General features: G+C 72.4%; 18 protein-coding genes. 13 read left to right on the top strand and 5 right to left on the bottom strand.

Translation table 11 applies throughout. From position 1 onward, the window contains the following. Positions 1-6 precede the first annotated feature (6 nt). Positions 7-1,218 carry a winged helix-turn-helix domain-containing protein gene (locus ACXR8F_RS01135; RefSeq protein ID WP_045188319.1) on the top strand — a complete coding sequence of 404 codons (1,212 nt, stop codon included), beginning with the start codon at positions 7-9 and terminating at the stop codon, positions 1,216-1,218. 166 nt (positions 1,219-1,384) lie between these two features. After that, a complete protein-coding gene (secA, locus tag ACXR8F_RS01130; protein WP_045188322.1) occupies positions 1,385-4,207 on the top strand; it encodes a preprotein translocase subunit SecA in 2,823 nt (940 codons plus the stop codon). A 123-nt stretch (positions 4,208-4,330) separates the two neighbouring features. Here the strand turns inward: secA and ACXR8F_RS01125 are convergent, their stop codons facing one another. Beyond that, the gene (locus ACXR8F_RS01125; protein ID WP_052677081.1) at positions 4,331-4,903 is read right to left on the bottom strand and encodes an Rv3235 family protein; all 573 of its coding nucleotides are present in this window, start codon (positions 4,901-4,903) and stop codon (positions 4,331-4,333) included. Continuing rightward, positions 4,900-5,892, bottom strand: coding sequence for a LysM peptidoglycan-binding domain-containing protein (locus ACXR8F_RS01120; RefSeq protein WP_458798415.1), 993 nt, complete (start codon positions 5,890-5,892; stop codon positions 4,900-4,902). Before ACXR8F_RS01120 ends, ACXR8F_RS01125 begins: the two co-directional genes overlap by 4 nt. 99 nt (positions 5,893-5,991) lie before the next feature. Here ACXR8F_RS01120 and ACXR8F_RS01115 point away from each other — a divergent pair, with 99 nt between their 5' ends. After that, complete coding sequence (locus ACXR8F_RS01115) at positions 5,992-6,540, top strand: hypothetical protein (protein ID WP_045188552.1); 549 nt, start codon at positions 5,992-5,994, stop codon at positions 6,538-6,540. Positions 6,541-6,593: 53 nt separating this feature from the next. On the opposite strand, the gene ACXR8F_RS01110 is transcribed toward ACXR8F_RS01115, so the two are convergent. Then, on the bottom strand, positions 6,594-6,821 hold the full coding sequence (locus ACXR8F_RS01110) for a helix-turn-helix domain-containing protein (RefSeq protein WP_045188324.1): 228 nt from the start codon (positions 6,819-6,821) through the stop codon (positions 6,594-6,596). A 198-nt stretch (positions 6,822-7,019) separates the two neighbouring features. Between ACXR8F_RS01110 and ACXR8F_RS01105 the strand changes: the two genes are divergently transcribed. Together ACXR8F_RS01105 and ACXR8F_RS01100 are read left to right on the top strand one after the other, a co-directional pair. After that, a complete protein-coding gene (locus tag ACXR8F_RS01105; RefSeq protein ID WP_458798414.1) occupies positions 7,020-7,682 on the top strand; it encodes a CpaB family protein in 663 nt (220 codons plus the stop codon). After that, entirely contained in the window at positions 7,679-9,172 is a 1,494-nt protein-coding gene (locus ACXR8F_RS01100; RefSeq protein ID WP_458798413.1) for an AAA family ATPase, read from the top strand. Before ACXR8F_RS01105 ends, ACXR8F_RS01100 begins: the two co-directional genes overlap by 4 nt. A 31-nt stretch (positions 9,173-9,203) precedes the next feature. Here the strand turns inward: ACXR8F_RS01100 and ACXR8F_RS01095 are convergent, their stop codons facing one another. Beyond that, positions 9,204-10,595, bottom strand: a complete 1,392-nt coding sequence (locus ACXR8F_RS01095; protein WP_458798412.1) for a hypothetical protein — start codon at positions 10,593-10,595, stop codon at positions 9,204-9,206. A gap of 28 nt (positions 10,596-10,623) precedes the next feature. After that, positions 10,624-11,010, bottom strand: a complete 387-nt coding sequence (locus ACXR8F_RS01090; RefSeq protein ID WP_458798411.1) for a cupredoxin domain-containing protein — start codon at positions 11,008-11,010, stop codon at positions 10,624-10,626. Between the two features lie 40 nt (positions 11,011-11,050). On the opposite strand from ACXR8F_RS01090, the gene ACXR8F_RS01085 reads away from it, so the two are divergent. From ACXR8F_RS01085 to pruA, 8 genes are all read left to right on the top strand, one after another. Beyond that, the gene (locus ACXR8F_RS01085; protein ID WP_045188330.1) at positions 11,051-12,472 is read left to right on the top strand and encodes a WS/DGAT/MGAT family O-acyltransferase; all 1,422 of its coding nucleotides are present in this window, start codon (positions 11,051-11,053) and stop codon (positions 12,470-12,472) included. After that, entirely contained in the window at positions 12,472-12,912 is a 441-nt protein-coding gene (locus ACXR8F_RS01080; protein ID WP_458798410.1) for a DUF6912 family protein, read from the top strand. The genes ACXR8F_RS01085 and ACXR8F_RS01080 overlap by 1 nt, the downstream gene beginning before the upstream one ends. A 9-nt stretch (positions 12,913-12,921) precedes the next feature. Then, positions 12,922-13,434: an NUDIX hydrolase gene (locus ACXR8F_RS01075; protein WP_045188332.1), complete on the top strand. Its 513-nt coding sequence runs from the start codon at positions 12,922-12,924 to the stop codon at positions 13,432-13,434. 49 nt (positions 13,435-13,483) lie between these two features. Next, positions 13,484-14,095, top strand: a complete 612-nt coding sequence (locus ACXR8F_RS01070) for a TetR/AcrR family transcriptional regulator (RefSeq protein ID WP_458798409.1) — start codon at positions 13,484-13,486, stop codon at positions 14,093-14,095. 65 nt (positions 14,096-14,160) lie between these two features. Then, positions 14,161-15,150, top strand: a complete 990-nt coding sequence (locus ACXR8F_RS01065; protein WP_458798408.1) for an alpha/beta hydrolase — start codon at positions 14,161-14,163, stop codon at positions 15,148-15,150. 59 nt (positions 15,151-15,209) lie between these two features. Further along, positions 15,210-15,923, top strand: coding sequence for an SGNH/GDSL hydrolase family protein (locus tag ACXR8F_RS01060; RefSeq protein ID WP_458798407.1), 714 nt, complete (start codon positions 15,210-15,212; stop codon positions 15,921-15,923). A gap of 123 nt (positions 15,924-16,046) precedes the next feature. Beyond that, positions 16,047-16,448, top strand: coding sequence for a DUF4870 domain-containing protein (locus tag ACXR8F_RS01055; RefSeq protein ID WP_045188337.1), 402 nt, complete (start codon positions 16,047-16,049; stop codon positions 16,446-16,448). 111 nt (positions 16,449-16,559) lie between these two features. Continuing rightward, positions 16,560-18,188 (top strand): L-glutamate gamma-semialdehyde dehydrogenase, encoded by a 1,629-nt coding sequence (pruA, locus tag ACXR8F_RS01050; RefSeq protein ID WP_458798406.1) that lies wholly within the window; start codon positions 16,560-16,562, stop codon positions 18,186-18,188. Positions 18,189-18,199: the final 11 nt, after the last annotated feature.

Below are 18,199 nucleotides of genomic sequence, written 5' to 3'. Positions count from 1 at the left end.
GACCGCATGACCGTGGCGACCACAGGCGGGCGCGCGATGTCGCGCGCCCAGGCACGCCGCGTCGCGATCGCCGCCCAGGGGCTGCTCGACCCACGACCGGCGCCCTTCACGGCGACGATGCGGCACGTCCAGCGGGTGGTCGACCGGGTCGGCGTCATCCAGATCGACAGCGTCAACGTGCTGACCCGCAGCCAGTACCTCCCGCTCTTCGCCCGGCTCGGGCCCTACGACACCGGTCTGCTCGACCGGGCGCGGGACCGCGCGCCGCGCCGCCTCGTCGAGTACTGGGCTCACGAGGCGAGCCTCGTGCCGCCCTCGACGTGGCCGCTGCTCGACTTCCGCATGCGCGCCGCCGCCGAGAAGGCCTGGGGCGGCATGCGCCGCATCCTCGAGGAACGGCCCGACTTCGTCGACGTCGTCCAGGCCGAGGTCGAGGCCCGCGGGCCGATGACGGCACGCGAGGTCGAGGTTGCCCTCGAGCACGACCAGCCCCGCAGCACCGCGCACTGGGGGTGGAACTGGTCCGAGGTCAAGCAGGCCCTCGAGTACCTCTTCTGGGCCGGTCGCATCAGCTCCGCCGGACGCACGAGCCAGTTCGAGCGCCGCTACGCAGCCCTGTCGGCCACCGCCCCGCCCGCCCTGCGGCCGGCCTGGACCCACAGACCCGGCGCGGAGGCCGACCCCGAGCGTTACGTCGAGCTCGTGCGCATCGCCGCCCGGGCGCACGGGGTGGGCACCGAGCTGTGCCTGGCCGACTACTTCCGCATCCGCCGCGAGGACGCCCGGCCGGCGATCGCGAGGCTGGTGGCCGACGGCGAGCTCGTGCCGGTGACGGTGCCCGGATGGAAGCCCGCGTGGCTGCACGCCGACGCGAGGCTGCCCCGGCGAGCCCACGCCGAGGCGCTCCTGAGCCCGTTCGACTCGCTGGTCTGGCAACGCGAGCGCATCCACGCCCTGTGGGACTTCCACTACCGCATCGAGATCTACACGCCGGCCCACAAGCGCGTGCACGGCTACTACGTGCTGCCGTTCCTCTTCGGCGACGCGCTCGTGGCGCGCTGCGACCTCAAGGCCGACCGCGCGGCCGGCGTGCTGCGCTGCCACCGGGTGTCCTGGGAGCCCGGCGCGCCGGCCGAGGCACGACCCGCGCTCGTGGCCAACCTCGAGTCGATGGCTGCCTGGCTTGGCCTCGCGCGCATCGACGTCGCGGCGGCCTGATCGTCGCCCCACCCACCGTTGCCGATCCGGAACCCCTGCGCCGGCCGGTGCGTTGGTCGTTCCGTCGGGAAGGCGGCTAGCCTAGGCGGGTCCCGTGACCCATCACGGGCGATGGAGCCCGCCCACCGGGCGAGTCCACACGTTCAGTCGGGAGTGAGATCACCAGATGGCCGTCATCGAGAAGCTGCTTCGCGCCGGCGAAGGCCGGACCCTGAAGAAGCTCCAGGGCATCGCCAAGCAGGTCAACGCCCTCGAGGCCGACTTCGAGAAGCTCACCGACGAGGAGCTGCGCGACGAGACCAAGGGTTTCCGCGAGCGCCTCGACAACGGCGAGACCCTCGACATGCTCCTGCCGGAGGCGTTCGCAGCCGTCCGTGAGGCGAGCAAGCGCACCCTGGGCAAGCGTCACTTCGACGTGCAGATCATGGGCGGCGCAGCCCTGCACATGGGCAACGTGGCGGAGATGAAGACCGGTGAGGGCAAGACCCTCGTCGCGACCCTGCCGAGCTACCTCAACGCCCTGTCCGGCAAGGGCGTGCACGTCATCACCGTCAACGACTTCCTCGCCGAGTACCAGTCCGAGCTGATGGGCCGTGTGCACCGCGCGCTCGGCATGGAGACCGGCTGCATCCTCGCGTCGATGACGCCCGAGCAGCGCCGGGCCGAGTACGCCAAGGACATCACCTACGGCACGAACAACGAGTTCGGCTTCGACTACCTCCGCGACAACATGGCGTGGGACCCGTCCGAGCTCGTACAGCGCGGCCACAACTTCTGCATCGTCGACGAGGTCGACTCGATCCTCATCGACGAGGCCCGCACGCCGCTCATCATCTCGGGCCCGGCCGACCTCGCGACCAAGTGGTACGTCGAGTTCGCCCGCATCGCCCAGCGCCTCAACCGCGGGGAGGACGGCCGCGGCGACTACGAGGTCGACGAGAAGAAGCGCACCGTCGGCGTGCTCGAGTCGGGCATCGCCCGCGTCGAGGACCTCCTGGGCATCGACAACCTCTACGACACGGTCAACACGCCGCTCATCGGCTACCTGAACAACTCCATCAAGGCCAAGGAGCTGTTCAAGAAGGACAAGGACTACGTCGTCATGAACGGCGAGATCCTCATCGTCGACGAGCACACGGGACGCATGCTCCCCGGTCGCCGCTACAACGAGGGCATGCACCAGGCGATCGAGGCGAAGGAGGGCGTCGAGATCAAGAACGAGAACCAGACGCTCGCCACGATCACCCTCCAGAACTACTTCCGCATGTACGAGAAGCTCTCCGGCATGACGGGCACGGCCCAGACCGAGGCTGCCGAGCTCAACTCGATCTACAAGCTCGGCGTCATCCCGATCCCGACGAACCGCCCGATGATCCGCAAGGACCAGCCGGACCTCGTCTACCGCACCGAGGTCGCCAAGTACGACGCCGTGGTCGACGACATCGCCGAGAAGCACGCCGTGGGCCAGCCGGTGCTCGTGGGCACCGTGTCCGTCGAGAAGAGCGAGTACCTCTCGCAGCAGCTGAAGAAGCGCGGGATCAAGCACGAGGTCCTCAACGCCAAGCAGCACGAGCGCGAGGCCGCCATCGTCGCCGACGCCGGCCGCAAGGGCGCCGTCACCGTCGCGACGAACATGGCCGGCCGAGGCACCGACATCATGCTCGGTGGCAACTCGGAGTTCCGGGCCGTCGCGGAGCTGAAGCGGCGCGGCCTCGACCCCCACGAGACGCCGGAGGAGTACGAAGCCGCCTGGGACGAGGCGCTCGCCAAGGCCGAGCGCGACGTGGCGGCCGAGCACGAGGAGGTGACCGAGCTCGGTGGTCTCTACGTCCTGGGCACCGAGCGGCACGAGTCGCGCCGCATCGACAACCAGCTGCGGGGTCGCTCCGGCCGTCAGGGTGACCCGGGCGAGTCGCGCTTCTACCTCTCGCTCAACGACGACCTCATGCGCCTGTTCAACGCCGGTCTCGTCGACCGCTTCATGCAGACCGCCGGCATGGAGGACGACGTGCCGATCGAGAGCAAGATGGTCACCAACTCGATCCAGAAGGCCCAGGGCGCGGTCGAGGCCCAGAACTACGAGATCCGCAAGAACGTCCTCAAGTACGACGACGTCATGAACCGCCAGCGCCAGGTCATCTACGACGAGCGTCGCGCGGTGCTCATGGGGGAGGACCTCCACGAGCAGCTGCGACTCTTCGTCAACGACGTCGTGAACTCCTACGTCGACGCGGCCACGGCCGAGGGCTTCGCCGCCGACTGGGACCTCGAGAAGCTGTGGGACGCGATGCGCCAGGTCTTTCCGGTGTCGCTGACCATCGAGGAGGTCGAGGACATGGCGGGCGGCCGGCAGGCCGTGACCGCCGAGCTGCTCCGCGAGCAGCTGATGTCCGATGCGCACCACGCGTACGACCAGCGTGAGGAGACGCTCGGCTCCGAGACGATGCGTGAGGTCGAGCGCCGCGTCGTGCTCTCGGTGCTCGACCGCAAGTGGCGCGAGCACCTCTACGAGATGGACTACCTGCAGGAGGGAATCGGGCTGCGCGCAATGGCCCAGCGCGACCCCCTCATCGAGTACCAGCGCGAGGGCTTCCAGCTCTTCGAGGCGATGATGGAGGCCATCAAGGAGGAGTCGGTCTCGCACCTGTTCTCCGTCGAGGTCCAGGTGCCCGAGGCGCCCGCAGCGCCGGTGGGCGCGGCTCCCATGGCGGTGGGCGACCTCGTGAGTGGCCTCGCGGCGGCGCCGGTGCCCGACGACACCACGGGTGCCGCGTCGGCGGACGAGCCGGTCGGCACGAACGGGAGCCGCGCCTTCGGGGCCGGCGTCAAGGTCTCGGGCGTCGACCTCGACACGGACGGGCAGCGCTCCGGCACACTGCGCTACACCGCGCCGGGCGAGGACGGCCGCGCCGTCGAGACGGGCGGTCAGCAGACCGTGGAGCGCAAGGCCGACCGCCGGGGCAAGAAGGTCAAGCGCAAGCGCCGCTGACCCCGTATGCCGTGACGCACGTGCGCGGCACGGCACACGCCCGCACGGGCACCCCACCCAACCATCGAGAAAGCGATCCGTCCGGCCGGACGGATCGCTTTCTCGATGAGTGGCGCCGTGACCTCACCCGATGGTGAGCGCGGTCAGCAGCCAACGACCGTCGAGGCCCTCCAGGCGCAGTGCGAGGGCCCGGACCCTGCCGTGCGACACCACGACGGCACAGGCCTCGACGATGCCGTCGGCCGGCTCGCAGACCCGGACCCGCCGCACCACAGCCGCCCGTCGTGGGCCGGGGGTGCGCCGTCGCGCCGCCACCATCGCCTGTCGCGCGATCACGGAGTAGACGGTGGGCGCGGTGTGCCGGATCAGCTGGGGCGCCGGCCGCTGACCGGAGACCACCTCGACGACGGCCTGGGCGAGCCGCCCCACGACTCCTGCCGGGTCGGGGAGCAGGCTGCTGCGTGTCGGCTGGCGCCCGAAGTCCTCGTCGTCGCGTGCGCCGAAGAAGTCGAGGGCGAGGGCGTCCTGCGCGTAGGGCTGCTCGCCGTGCCAGGCCTCGTCGGCGCTGATGACCCGCGGCGCGGTCTGCGGGATGCGGCGCACGACGAAGCCCTCCGGCCCGCGGACGCCGGCGGGGGCGCCCATCTCGCGGAACGTGGTGGGGGAGTGCTCAGGGGTGCTCGAGACGCTGCTCATCGGTGTGCTCCTCGCTCGGCAGGGACGGGCGCCGCGTGGTGGGCGGTGGGCGCGCTGGTCAGGTGGGAAGGCGGTCGCAGCTGCTGGCCCGGGACGAGCAGGTCGGGGTCGTCGCCGATGACGTCGCGGTTGGCGGCATACCACCGGGGCCACTCGCGAGCGACCTGCGCGTCGGAGGCGTCGGGTCCGAGGTGCCGTGCGGCGACGGCCCACAGGGTGTCGCCGCGGCGGACGGTCACGACGTCATGGGTGCCGGCGGTCGCCCGGGGCGAGGGCGCCAGCAGCCGCGAGCGGTCGGCCGGGAGCACTCGTGGCGGCGCGGAGGGGACGTAGCCGGGACCTTCGGTGTCGCCGCCGGGCACCGGGCGCGCGCCCGGTGTGGGGACGAAGGCGGGGACGAGCTCCGGGACGGGGGCGGCAGCGGACCCGCTGGGCGCGAATCCCGGTTCCGGGGCTGAGGACCCGACGGGAGCCCCCGAGGTCACGTCGCGTGCCGTGGCGGAGTGCGTGGGTGCGGAGCCGGCGCTGGACACCTGCGCCGGGGGGAGGGCGACGGAGCCGACGGAGGCCCCGAGCACCAGCGTCAGCGCCTTGCGCGCCGCCACCGGCGTGATGCGCCGCGCGAGGTCTGCCGCCACGCGCCCGGCCGCGCCGGGAAGCGCTGCAAACAGGCCGAGCAGCGAGCCCAGGGCCAGCCAGGCGGCGAGGGCGACACCCACCCAGGCCAGGAGCAGGATGAGCACGTCGTCGGGTCGCGCGGCCCCGGCGGGTGCGCCCGTGCCACGGATGGCGACGGCCGCCAGCATCCGGAGGGCCGCGAGCGCCACGCCGAGACCGACGGCGGCAGCGGCGACGCCCCGGAGGAACGGCCGTGACCAGAGGCCGGACGGGAGGCGAGCGAAGCGCCCCGGCGCTCGGACGGGGCGGCCCCGGGACTCCTGGGGGTTGTCGGTGGTGGCGCCCTGCCCGCGCTGCGTTCCCCTGTGCATGCGTTCATTCAATGCAGTTTGCTTGCGTTTGGTCAAGTATGGTGTTGGTCAAGATCGTGCCGGGTGGCTCGCGGCCACGCGGCAGGGAAGGGTGTGGCCATGCGCTGGGACCGGCTGTTCGACGACCTCGCGGCTCAGCTCGCCCTCGACGAGAGCCGCGAGCTCGATTCGGAGGTCGCCGACCGCGTGCGACGAGAGCGGGCGCTGCTCGACGTCCACACGCGCCTGCTGGCCAACGTCGACGCGAACCGCGTCGGTCTGCACCTGCCCGGGCGGGTGGTCACGGGTCGCCTCGTCGACGTGGGGCCCGACTGGGCGCTGGTCGAGACGGCGCCGGGGCGCCCCTGCCTGGTGGCCCTCGCGGCCGTCCGGGGGATCACGGGCATCGGCCCGGGCGCCCGCACGCCGTCGGTGGTCGCGAAGCGCTTCGGCCTCGGCGCCGCGCTCCGGGCCGCGAGCCGCGACCGGGCTGTCGTCGAGCTCGCCGACGTCGACGGGCGCCTCGCGACCGGCACGATCGACGTCGTCGGTGCCGACCACCTCGAGCTGGCCGAGCACGCTGCCGACGAGGCGCGACGCTCGGCCAACGTCACCGGTCGGCTGATCGTGCCCTTCTGGTCACTGGGGTCGGTGCGCCGGATCAGCTGAGCGGCGGGTCGGCCCACCAGCGACAGCGATCAGCCCCACGGGAGGGCGCCGGCTCACTCCTCGGCGCCGCCGCCGAACGGGTGGGCCTGCACGAACGACTTGGTCTCGGCGTACATGCGCTGGATGTAGCTCTCGAGCTCGGTCGCCTCGACGCGCCACTGGCCGCGCCCGCCGATCTTGATCGCCGGCAGCTCGCCCGATCGCACGAGGGCGTACGCCTGGGCCGAGGAGATGTTGAGGATCTCCGACACCTCGGCGAGCTGCAGGAACCGCTGGGCCACGTTGAATCCTCCTCAGGCACCGGCACGCGACGATCTCGCCCTCATCGTAGTTGCGTGGCGACCACGTCGTGGCACGCCGTCCACAGCTGTGGCTCCGGGCGCGCGGTGTGCCGCCACCTGATGCAAGATGTTCCCGGCGTCGGACGGCCTTCGTGCTCGGGCGGCGTCGCCATCGACAGCGGACCACAGGGGGCCCACATGACCGAGCTGGCCAGGCCGAGCGCCAAGAGACTCCAACGACCCTCGTGGCGAGACAGCCGCCTCGTCGTGGGCGTGCTCCTCGTCATCGTGGCCGCCACGCTCGGCGCCAAGGCCGTGGCGAGCGCCGACGACCGCGTGCCCGTCTGGGTCGCCGCCACCAACCTCGTCGCGGGTGACGCGGTGGAGGCCACGTCGTTCGTGCGGGCCGACGTGCGCCTGGCCGACGGCATGAACGCCTACCTCGGTGCCGACGCCCCGGCGCCCACCGGCTCGTTCCTGCTCCGCGACGTCCGGGCGGGTGAGCTGGTCCCCGCGTCTGCCGTCGGCGCGGCCGACGAGGTGGACGTCCAGCGGGTGACCGTGCGGGCAGACGCGATGTCGACCTCCGGCCTCACGCGGGGCAGCCGGGTCGACGTGTTCGTCACGCCCAAGGCTGCGACCACCGGCGAGCGGGCCGCGGTCTCGACCCAGCGCGTGCTGCGCTCTGCGGCTGTCGCGAACGTGCTCACGAGCAGCGGGGGCTTCGGGGCCGGGTCGATGACGTCCGTCCAGATCTACGTGCCGGCGGACAAGGTCCAGCCCCTCGTCGAGGCGGTCGACGCGGAGGCCAAGCTGACGCTCGTGCCCTCGGTCGGTGCGGTGTCCGGCGGCGGGGCATGACCGAGGTCCTGACCGCCCTGGGCCACCGCTGGGAGTCCGCGGTCGCGACGGCGCTCGAAGGCGTCCGGGGCGTCGTCGTCAGCCGACGGTGTGCCGACGTGCCAGAGCTGCTGTCGGTGGCGGAGGCGGGGCTCGGCGACACCGCCGTGGTGTCGTCCGACCTGCGCGGTCTGGACCTGTCGGTCGTGGACCGGCTGCGCTCCCACCGGATCCGCATCATCGGCGTCCACCCGCCCGACGACGAGCAGTCCGAGCGGCGGCTGCGTCAGCTCACCGTCAGCACCACCCTGCCCGTCGACGCCGGGCCCGACCGCTGGGCCGCGTGCCTCGACGAGGACCCCACCCTCGACGACCTCGAAGCCGCCCTCGCCGGTGGGGTGGCCGAGCCGACGCCTGACGGCGCATCTGGTGCGAGCGGCGTCGACGCGGCGCACCAGGCTGCGGTCGGGGCCGCCCCGTCAGAGGGCGACCGGCCCGGAGGCGCTGACGGCGCGACCGGTTGGCTTCCCTCCGGCGCACTCCCCGAGGGGGACAGGTCGTCCGCAGGGGCGAGCGATCCGCACGGCCGCAGCCCGCGGCAGGGTCACGGCGCACCCCGCGGTCCGGAGAGGGCTCCCGTCGTCGCGGTCTGGGGCCCGACCGGGGCACCCGGCCGCACGGTCCTCGCGACGACGCTCGCCGCAGAGGTCGCCAGCCGTGGCGTCGAGGTGCTGCTCGTCGACGCCGACACCTACGGGGGGTGCGTCGCGCAGTCGCTGGGCCTGCTCGACGAGGCGCCCGGGATCGCGGCCGCGTGCCGAGCGGCCGACCAGGGCCTGCTCGACCTGCCGATGCTGGCTCGGGTGGCGCCCGAGGTCGTGCCCGGGCTGCGCGTCCTCACCGGCCTGCCGAAGGCAGAGCGCTGGCCCGAGGTGCGGGCGGCCGCGCTCGAGCGCGTGCTCGACCTCAGCCGGTCGCTCGTCGGTGTCGTGGTCGTCGACTGCGGCTTCTGCCTCGAGGACGACGAGGAGCTGAGCTACGACACGTCCGCGCCCCGGCGCAACGAGGCGACACTGACGTCGCTGGCCGCGTCCGATCTCGTCGTGGCCGTCGGCGGGGCGGACCCCGTGGCGTTGCAGCGATTCGTCCGCGGTCTCCAAGAGCTCGGCACCGTGCCCTCGGGCGATCCGGTGCCGGTCGTCAACCGCGTTCGGGCCGGGGCGGTCGGGTCGCGGCCCGAGTCGCGCATCGCCGACTCGCTGCTGCGCTTCGCCGGGCTCGACTCGGTGCGGTTCGTGCCCGACGACCCCGCCACCCTCGACGCGGCGTTGCTCGCCGGCCGGTCGGTCGTCGAGCACGCGCCCGACTCGCCGGTGCGACGTGCCGTCGCCGACCTCGCGAGCGCGGTGCTCCCGTGGACCCTTCCTGACGGGGACCGTCGGCACCACAAGGATCGGCGGGCTCACCGGAGGCGGCTGTCGGGACGCGCGGCGGCAGCGGTCGAGGCCTGACAGGGCCGATCGAGAGAGTCGCCGTGCGGCCTCAGGGTGCGAAGAGGATCGTCAGCCCACCGACCGTGTAGAAGATCATGACGACCATGAGCGGCACCTGCCCGATCACGGCGGCCCGCCGCTCGAGCACGGTGATCGCGCGCTCGTGGGCGGCGAGGACGCCCAGCAGGTGGCCTACGACGATGCTGACCGCCTGGATCGTCGCGACGAGCGTCGGCTGGATGAGCGTGTCGTCCGGCGTGAGGTCGGCGGTTCCGAGCACGTCGGCGCCGGTGCCGAGCGGGTCGGTGAGCAGCACCCAGGCGTACTGCCCTTGGTAGACCCACAGCGACCAGTAGTGGGCGACGACGTAGCCGCCGGCGATCGGGATGAGCGACGGCGCGATGTCGCTGACGAAGGAGAACGAGCGCCGCAGGGGCTCGCCGGCAAGTGCCACTGACACCACCGAGGCGAGCCAGATCGTCCCGGCCACGAGGGCGAAGAAGGCGAGCAGCGTCGCCGTCCTGAGCAGTGACGAGGGCACCGAGGACGTCTGCACGAACGTGGCCCACGACAGGTTCGCCGAGAAGCCGTCGTATGCCGTCCCGCCGAGCATCACGGCCACCGTGGGCACGAGCCCCCGCCGGCCCCGCAGCCCGTTCACGCCGTGGAGCGGAGTGCGCAGCACCCAGCGCCCGTCGGTGCGACGACCGAGGGGTGAGAGCAGGCCGAGCAGTCGCGACCAGGCCTCGAAGGGGTCGCCCTGCTCGAACCAGGCTCGGCCGAAGACGGCGGCGCCGAGCATCGAGAGGGCGATGAAGGCAGCGACGAGCACCCGGAGGAAGCCGATCGACGTGTTGTCCTCGGCGACGAGCTCGACCCAGGTGAAGGCGCCGAGTCCGACCGCTGCGGGCCAGAGTCCCCACCGGTAGGGCAGGGCCGCGAGGTCGGGCGAGACCCTGGCCAGCCGCAGCAGCACGGCGTGCAGGGCCCGGAGCGGGTTGATGACCCGCCACACCGGGCCGAGGAGCATCGAGGCGAACGCGAGACCGACCCACAGCCACACGTAGACGACGTGGGGAACGGGGTTGCGCGCCGAGTCCGGACCGAGGACGAGCGCCACGAGCGTCCAGACGGTCAGCAGCGCCGCGAGCAGCCGCGCCGCGAGCCGCAGCCACCGCGAGTCGAGCACGGCCGCGACGGGGGCGGGCAGCAGGATGCCGTCGCTGGCGCGCAGACGCGGCTCGCGCCACAGGGTGCTGATGGCGACGAAGGAGATGACCAGCGCGGCGAGGGCAGCGATGACGAGCGCCGCGAAGGGCAGGGGCAGGTCGCCGCGGCTGCCGACCCCGTGCGCCGGTGCGACGGCGGGCCACGCGGCCTCCGGGATCGAGGGGACGAGGGCCGGCGCGGCGCCGGCGGTGAGGGCTACGGGAGGGGCCATGACGGTCGGCGTTCCGGGTGCGGCGTCGTCAGCGGACGGCGACCGTGAGCAGCGTGAGGGCCGGCTCGTGGGTCTCGACCTCGTAGGAGCCGGGCTCCTTGGCGGTGAGGCGCAGCGTCGCCGGCACGCCGGCCTTGATCTCGGTCTCGGCGTCGAAGCCGTGGGCGTGCAGCTCGTCGTCGTGGTCGGACGTCACGACGAGCTCGAGCGTCGACCCGACCGGCAGCTCGACCTGGGCGGGAGCGGGCGTGACGGTGGTGCCCGTGACGGAGACCTGGAGTCGCTTGACCGAGCCCGTGGAGCTCACGCCGGTGGCCGCCGCGGTGCCGTCGGTCGCGCTGCTGGACGAGCAGGCGGTGACGCCCGCGAGGGCGAGCACGCAGACGGCATACGGCAGGGCGCGAAACGCTGGCATGGCCACGATCCTACGTAAGGCGTTCTGGCAGAGTGTGACCATGTCTGACCGGCTGACCTCGCTCGACGCGTCGTTCCTCTACCTCGAGGAGTCCACCACGTCGATGCACGTCGGCTCGGTCATGGTCTTCCAGCCGCCACGCGAGGGCTTCGACTACGACCAGCTGGTGCGCATCATCGAGAGTCGCATCGGCGCGATCCCGCGGTTCCGCCAGAAGGTGCGCGACGTGCCGGGGCGCATCGCCAACCCGGTGTGGGTCGACGACGAGGCCTTCGACATGGGCTACCACGTCCGTCGCGCGGGCCTGCCCCGTCCGGGCAGCGACCGGCAGCTGCAGGACTTCGTCGCCCGCGTGCAGCCGCGCAAGCTCGACCGCACGCGCCCGCTCTGGGAGGTCTACCTCGTCGAGGGCCTGCACGACGGGCGGTTCGCCATCGTCACGAAGACGCACCACGCCCTCATCGACGGCGTCAACGCCCTCGACATCGCGCACGTGATCGTCGACGCCGTGAAGGGGGAGGACCTCGACGACGACCCGCCGCCGTGGGAGCCGCAGCGAGGCCCCTCGTCCGTCGAGCTCGTCACCGGGGCGGTCGTCGACGCCGTGCGGCGCCCGACGCAGGTCGTCGACCTCGTGCGCGGCGGTCTCAACGACGCCCTCAACGTCGGTCTGCGGGCGGTCGAGTCGGCGGGCCAGGTGCTCTCCACCGTCGCCCGCACCGCGGCCCGCCCGGCGCCGGACTCTCCCCTCAACGCCGAGATCGGGTCGGCCCGTCGGTGGGTCATGGTCGCCACCGACCTCGACGACTACCGCCTGGTGCGCAAGCGCCTCGCGCGCGGTGCCTACGCCGAGGACGTGACGATCAACGACGTCGTGCTCGCGACGATCGCCGGCGGCTTCCGGGCGTGGCTGCTGGGCCGGGGCGAGCCGGTCAGCCCGCACACGGTCGTGCGCGCCATGGTGCCGGTGAGCATCTACGGCGACGACCCGGCGGGCATGTACGCCAACCAGGTCATGGCGTGCGTCGTCAACCTGCCCGTCGGCGAGCCGGGCGCCTCCATGCGGCTGCACCAGATCGCGTTCGCCATGCGCCAGCAGATGGAGGGCGGTCAGGCCGTGGGGGCCACGTCGCTGGCCAACCTCGCCGGCTTCGCGCCGCCGACGTTGCACGCGCTCGGCGCCCGGCTCGGTTCGGCGATGTCGCGGCGCCTCTACAACGTCATGATCACCAACGTCCCCGGCCCCCAGGAGCCCTTGTACGCCGGCGACGCCGAGATGCTCTCGACCTACCCGGTGACGCCGCTCGCCAAGGGGCAGGCGCTGTCGATCGGCATCACGTCGTACAACGGCGGGGTCTACTTCGGCCTCAACGCCGACCGCGAGGCGATGCCCGACGTCGACGTGCTCGGGCAGGCCATCGTCGAGTCGCTCGCCGAGCTGACGAGCGGGAGGGAGGGCTGATGCCCGTCGTGCGCGTCTACGTCCCACTGGGCCGGGAGGGCCTCGAGGAGCTGTCGGCGGGCGGCTCGCTCGCGGCCGGCCCGGGCAACCCCAGGGTCGCGTATGCCGTCACGGCCGGTCTCGAGCAGAGCGCGCCGGGTCTCGACGTCGAGGACCTCGAGTACGCCGCCTTCAGCGACGCCGTCGAGGCCGCGGGCGGGCTGCGGGCGACGCCACGCGACCGGCGGGTCGTCGCCTCCGCCGACGCCGATCCCGGTTGGGTGGCGCCGGGTGACGGCCGGCCGGTGTCCCGCGTGGTGCTGACGGCCCCGGTGCCGCTGTCGCGGGTCGCCTCCTTCCACGTCGACGACGAGGTGACGGCGGGGGTCGACGAGGAGGCCGACGAGCTGCTCTGGTACGACGTCACCGAGCTCGACGACGTACGCGCGTTCTTCGGCTGAGGGGGCGCCGTGGCCGACGAAGTAGTCGCCCTCTACGACGAAGCCGGTCAGGTGGTCGGGTCGGCCCCGCGTTCGGTGATGCGGGCGCGGAACCTGCGCCACGCCGCGTCGTCGGTGGTGGTGCGCGACCGGCTCGGGCGGGTCTACCTGCACCGGCGCACGGAGACGAAGGACGTCTACCCGGGGCTGCTGGACTTCGCGGCCGGGGGAGTCGTGCTTGCGGGGGAGGACCCTCGCGACGGCGCGGTGCGCGAGGTCGAGGAGGAGCTCGGGGTGTCAGGCGAGCCTCTCGTGGAGCTCGCACCGGTGGACTACGCCGACGACCACACCCGCTACCGGGCGTTCCGCTTCGTCACGTCGTGGGACGGGCCGATCCGCTGGCAGCCCGAGGAGGTCTCGTGGGGGGAGTGGGTGCCGGTGGACGACCTGCTGCGGCGCATCACGGACGAGCCCGACAGCCTCGTGCCCGACAGCGTTGCCGTGTGGACCGCGGTGCTCCGCGACTGGTCGGCCCGCCGTTGACGCGCGCACGGGGCTTGTCACAACCGAACGGTCGTGCTTTTATTGGGTCGTGGGCAAGGGAGAGGGCACCAAGGCCGCCGTCCTCGACGAAGCGACCGAGCTCGCCTCGCTGGTCGGCCTGGGTGGTCTCACCATCGGCACCCTGGCCGCTGCCACCAAGCTGAGCAAGAGCGGTCTCTACGCGCACTTCGCGTCCAAGGAGTCGCTGCAGGTCGAGGTGCTGCGGCATGCCCGCGAGAAGTTCGTCGACGTCGTCATGAGGCCGACCCTGGCGACGCCGCGAGGGGAGCCCCGGCTGCGCGAGTACTTCGACCGCTGGCTCACGTGGCAGTCCACCGCTTTCGGGGGAGGCTGCGTGTTCGTCGACGCCGCAAGTGAGTTCGACGACCAGGAGGGTGCCGTGCGAGACGAGCTCGTGCGCGCCGAACGCGACAAGGCCGAGTCGGTGACGATGATCGTCGGCACGGCCGTGGCCGAGGGGCACTTCCGTGACGACGTCGACCCGGAGCAGTTCGCCTACGAGCTCGAGGGGATCGTGCTCGCCCACCACCACGCCCGCCGTCTCATGCGCGACAGCTCCGCCGAGGGGCGGGCCCGTCGAGCCTTCGAACGGCTCCTCGACAGCTGCCGGCCGGGCGCCGGCGAGGCCCGCCCGGCCTGACCGGCCGGGCCGGGCGGTCCACTGACCGGCTCACACCCCTACCACCCCGAAGACAGGTGATCACCATGGCACACACGTCAGCCAAGAAAAGCACGATCGTTCGGACTATTCTACGTCGCAGCGCGAGCCTCCTCGCCCGCACGTCACCCGCGCTGGCCGCCCGCACGGCGGAGCGCCTGTGGTTCCGGCTGCCCCAGGCCACCGCGCGAGATGCGGCGGACGGTCCGCCGGCCACCGTGCGCGAGCTGCTCGGTGCGCCCTTCGAGGTGCACCTGCGGGGCCGGGCCGTCCGTGGCTGGTCGTGGGGCGACGGACCGGTCGTCTACCTCGTGCACGGCTGGGGCGGCAGCCTCGAGCACATGGTGCCGCTCGTCGCGCCGTTGCTCGACCGGGGGTTGCAGGTCGTCGCGTTCGACGGCCTCAGCCACGGCCGTTCGGATGCGGGTGCACACGGGCCGCGCTCCAGCGACGCGGTAGAGCTCGGCCGGGCCCTGGATGCAGTGGCCGCGCGGTTCGGCCCGGCGCGGGCGGTCGTGGCGCACTCGATGGGAGCCCTCGCAACCCTGCTCGCCATCCGCGACGGATGGCTCGCCTCCGAGCGCCTCGTCCTCGTGGCTCCGCCGAGCGGCATACCCGACCTGCTCGACCGCATCGGGCGCGAGCTGGGCCTCGGGCCGAGGGCGACCGGCCTGCTCGCCGAGCGAGCGCGCCGTCGCACGGGCTACGCCGTCGACGACCTCGACCTCGTCCGCATCGCGACCGGCCTCGGCGTGCGGGAACGACCCGAGCTGCTGGTGGTGCACGACCTGCTCGACCGCGAGGCGCCGCACGAACCGTCGGCACGCCTCGTGCGGTCGTGGCCGGGCGCCCAGCTGCTCTCGACCGCCGGCCTCGGCCACCGCCGCGTCCTGGCCGACGCCGCCGTCGGGGGAGCGGTGTCCCGTTTCGTCGACCGGCTGCCCGTCGAGGCCACGCTGCACGGCGACGAGCGACCGGCTCCCTTCCCGCACGGTCTGGCCACGCCGGCCGGGGCTTCGGTCGCGGGAGCTGCCTGAGCGTCCACGTGCTGGTCCGGGGGAGTCGCGATGGTGTGCCCGCTTGTTACGTTGCGCGAATGGACTTCACCGCCGACGAGTACGCCCGCCGCGATGCCGACCGACTCCGCGAGATCCTCTCCGGACCGCCCGTGACGTGGGCCTTCCTGGGCGACAGCATCACCCAGGGAGTCACGCACACGCACGGCTACCGCTGCTACGTGGAGCACTTCGCCGAGCGCGTGCGCGGCGAGCTCGGTCGGCGCGGAGACACCGTCGTCAACAGCGGCGTGTCCGGCGCCACCACCGAGGACCTGCTGCCCGAGTTCCACTGGCGCGCGGGACGTTTCGCACCCGACGTGGTGCTCGTCATGTTCGGGACCAACGACATCCTCGCCGGCGAGGACGGCGTCCGCGGCTTCCGCTTCCGCATCGACCAGATCGTCCAGCGCTCGCGCGACGTGGGCGCGACCGTCGTGCTGCAGACCCCGCCGCCCGTGTTCGAGGAGGGCGGCCGCAACCCTCGTCTCATCTCGCTCTACGCCGAGGCGGTCCGTGAGGTGGCGCGCGACCTGGGTGTCCTCGTGGTCGACCACGCGGCCGCGTGGCACGACGCCGCCGCCGCGGCCGGTGACGACGTCGCCCCGGCGGGCTGGCTCGACGACGCGTTCCACCCGGGCGCCCGGGGCCACCACCAGATGACGCTCACCCTCCTGTCGACCCTGGGCATCGCCGCCTCCGACAGCGCGGTCTGCTCGCTCGTCGTCGAGGACGGCGTCGGCGCGAGCGCTTGAGGGTCGGCGCCAGATCCTGAGGCCCGTTGGTCGGTCTCGACCCTCACGGGTCAGGGGCGGCTCAGGGTCCGATCAGGGCCGTCCCCGGCAGCGCTCCACGCCGGTGACGGGCACGATGGACCCATGACACAACCGATCCCCAACCCGTCCGGCCGGGACCTGACGACGCCCACCAGCGACGAGCGCACGTGGGCGATCCTCGGGCACCTCGCCGCCATCGTCGCCGCCGTCGTCTCCGTCGGCTGGCTCAGCTTCGTCGGTCCGCTCCTCATCTGGGCCATCTACAAGGACCGCAGCGCGTTCGTCCGTCAGGCTGCCGCGGGCTCCTTCAACTTCAACCTGGCGGTCTGGGCGGCGATCATCGTCGGCTGGGTCATGTTCTTCACCGTGATCCTCATCCCGCTGGCGATCATCGTCTGGATCGTCGCGGTCGTCGCGGCGCTATGGTTCCACATCCGCGCCGCCATGGCCGCCAACCGCGGCGAGTCCTTCCGCTACCCGTGGAGCATCACGATCCTGCGCTGACGGCCCGACCCTGCACGCATGGAACGATGGGGTGGCCCCGCCCACGAGGCGAGGTCACCCCATCGCCCGTCCCGGGCGACGACCACCGCGCCGACCCCGCAGGAGAACTTGATGGACGCCGTGACCCACGTGCCCGCACCGGCCAACGAGCCGGTGCTCGACTACGCCCCGGGCTCGCCCGAGCGAGCCGCGCTCGAGGTCGCGCTCGTCGAGCTGGGAGCCACCCCGCGCGACCTGCCGCACACCATCAACGGTGAGCGCGTCACGGGAACCGGCGTGGAGGTCGCGGTGCGCCAGCCGCACGCCCACGCGAAGGTCCTCGGCACGCTGCGCAACGCGACCGTGCAGGAGGGCCAGGCGGCCGTCGACGCCGCCAAGGCCGCCGCGCCGATGTGGCGCGAGCTCTCGTTCGACGACCGCGCGGCGATCCTGCTCAAGGCGGCCGAGCTGCTCTCCGGGCCGTGGCGTGCGCGCCTCAACGCCGCGACGATGCTCGGTCAGAGCAAGACCGCCTACCAGGCCGAGATCGACAGCGCCTGCGAGCTCATCGACTTCTGGCGCATCAACGTCCACTTCGCCCGCCAGATCCTCGAGCAGCAGCCCCCGCTCAACGCCAAGGGCATCTGGAACCGCTCCGACTACCGCTCGCTCGAGGGCTTCGTCTACGCCATCACGCCGTTCAACTTCACGGCCATCGCGGGCAACCTCCCCACCGCACCCGCGCTCATGGGCAACACCGTCGTCTGGAAGCCGAGCCCCACCCAGCAGCTCGCCGCGTCGCTGACGATGGAACTGCTGGAGGAGGCGGGGATGCCGCCCGGCGTCATCAACATGGTCACGGGCGACGGCATCGACGTGAGCAAGGCAGCGCTCGCCGACGAGGACCTCGCCGGCATCCACTTCACCGGCTCGACGCCCACCTTCAAGCACCTGTGGCACGAAGTGGGCACCAACCTCGACCGCTACCGCACCTACCCGCGCCTCGTCGGCGAGACCGGTGGCAAGGACTTCATCCTCGCCCACCCGAGCGCCGACCCCGCCGTGCTGCGCACCGCAATGATCCGCGGCGCGTTCGAGTTCCAGGGCCAGAAGTGCTCGGCGGCCTCGCGTGCGTACGTGCCGGCCTCGGTGTGGAAGCAGATCAAGGGCGACCTCGTCGACATCACGAACGGCCTCACCCAGGGCGACGTCACCGACCTGTCCAACTTCATGGGTGCCGTCATCGACGACCGCGCGTTCGCCAAGCACAAGGACGCCATCGACCGGGCGCACGCCACCGACGGCATCGACGTCGTCGCCGGGGGCACGTACGACGACTCGGTCGGCTACTTCGTGCGCCCGACGGTGCTCGAGATCAAGGACTCCGCAGACGAGTCGTTCCGCACGGAGTACTTCGGCCCGATCCTGTCGGTCCACGTCTTCCCCGACGCGCAGTACGACAAGGTGCTCGACCAGATGGAGCGCTTCGCGCCGTACGGACTCACCGGCTCGATCATCGCCCAGGACCGCCGCGCCATCGCCGACGCCACGAAGCGGCTCCGCTTCGCCGCCGGCAACTTCTACGTCAACGACAAGCCCACCGGCGCCGTCGTCGGCCAGCAGCCCTTCGGCGGCGGCCGGGCGTCCGGCACCAACGACAAGGCCGGCGCGGCCCAGAACCTGCTGCGTTGGACGAGCGTCCGCTCGATCAAGGAGACGTTCGTCCCGCCGACGAACCACACCTACCCGCACATGGGCTGAGCAGGCACGCC

The sequence above is a fragment of the Terrabacter sp. AAH1 genome (assembly GCF_054456855.1).
Note: the sequence above shows the minus strand (reverse complement) of the source record. Positions and strands in the feature narration are given on the sequence as shown.

What these genes read in the sequence shown, in the direction of transcription:
- ACXR8F_RS01115 (WP_045188552.1), top strand. Translation starts at nt 5,992, where the DNA reads ATGCGCTGGGACCGGCTGTTCGACGACCTCGCGGCTCAGCTCGCCCTC.
- ACXR8F_RS01120 (WP_458798415.1), bottom strand. Translation starts at nt 5,892, where the DNA reads ATGCACAGGGGAACGCAGCGCGGGCAGGGCGCCACCACCGACAACCCC.
- ACXR8F_RS01125 (WP_052677081.1), bottom strand. Translation starts at nt 4,903, where the DNA reads ATGAGCAGCGTCTCGAGCACCCCTGAGCACTCCCCCACCACGTTCCGC.
- ACXR8F_RS01055 (WP_045188337.1), top strand. Translation starts at nt 16,047, where the DNA reads ATGACACAACCGATCCCCAACCCGTCCGGCCGGGACCTGACGACGCCC.
- ACXR8F_RS01105 (WP_458798414.1), top strand. Translation starts at nt 7,020, where the DNA reads ATGACCGAGCTGGCCAGGCCGAGCGCCAAGAGACTCCAACGACCCTCG.
- secA (WP_045188322.1), top strand. Translation starts at nt 1,385, where the DNA reads ATGGCCGTCATCGAGAAGCTGCTTCGCGCCGGCGAAGGCCGGACCCTG.
- ACXR8F_RS01065 (WP_458798408.1), top strand. Translation starts at nt 14,161, where the DNA reads ATGGCACACACGTCAGCCAAGAAAAGCACGATCGTTCGGACTATTCTA.
- ACXR8F_RS01085 (WP_045188330.1), top strand. Translation starts at nt 11,051, where the DNA reads ATGTCTGACCGGCTGACCTCGCTCGACGCGTCGTTCCTCTACCTCGAG.
- ACXR8F_RS01080 (WP_458798410.1), top strand. Translation starts at nt 12,472, where the DNA reads ATGCCCGTCGTGCGCGTCTACGTCCCACTGGGCCGGGAGGGCCTCGAG.
- ACXR8F_RS01060 (WP_458798407.1), top strand. Translation starts at nt 15,210, where the DNA reads ATGGACTTCACCGCCGACGAGTACGCCCGCCGCGATGCCGACCGACTC.
- ACXR8F_RS01135 (WP_045188319.1), top strand. Translation starts at nt 7, where the DNA reads ATGACCGTGGCGACCACAGGCGGGCGCGCGATGTCGCGCGCCCAGGCA.
- ACXR8F_RS01100 (WP_458798413.1), top strand. Translation starts at nt 7,679, where the DNA reads ATGACCGAGGTCCTGACCGCCCTGGGCCACCGCTGGGAGTCCGCGGTC.
- pruA (WP_458798406.1), top strand. Translation starts at nt 16,560, where the DNA reads ATGGACGCCGTGACCCACGTGCCCGCACCGGCCAACGAGCCGGTGCTC.
- ACXR8F_RS01090 (WP_458798411.1), bottom strand. Translation starts at nt 11,010, where the DNA reads ATGCCAGCGTTTCGCGCCCTGCCGTATGCCGTCTGCGTGCTCGCCCTC.
- ACXR8F_RS01095 (WP_458798412.1), bottom strand. Translation starts at nt 10,595, where the DNA reads ATGGCCCCTCCCGTAGCCCTCACCGCCGGCGCCGCGCCGGCCCTCGTC.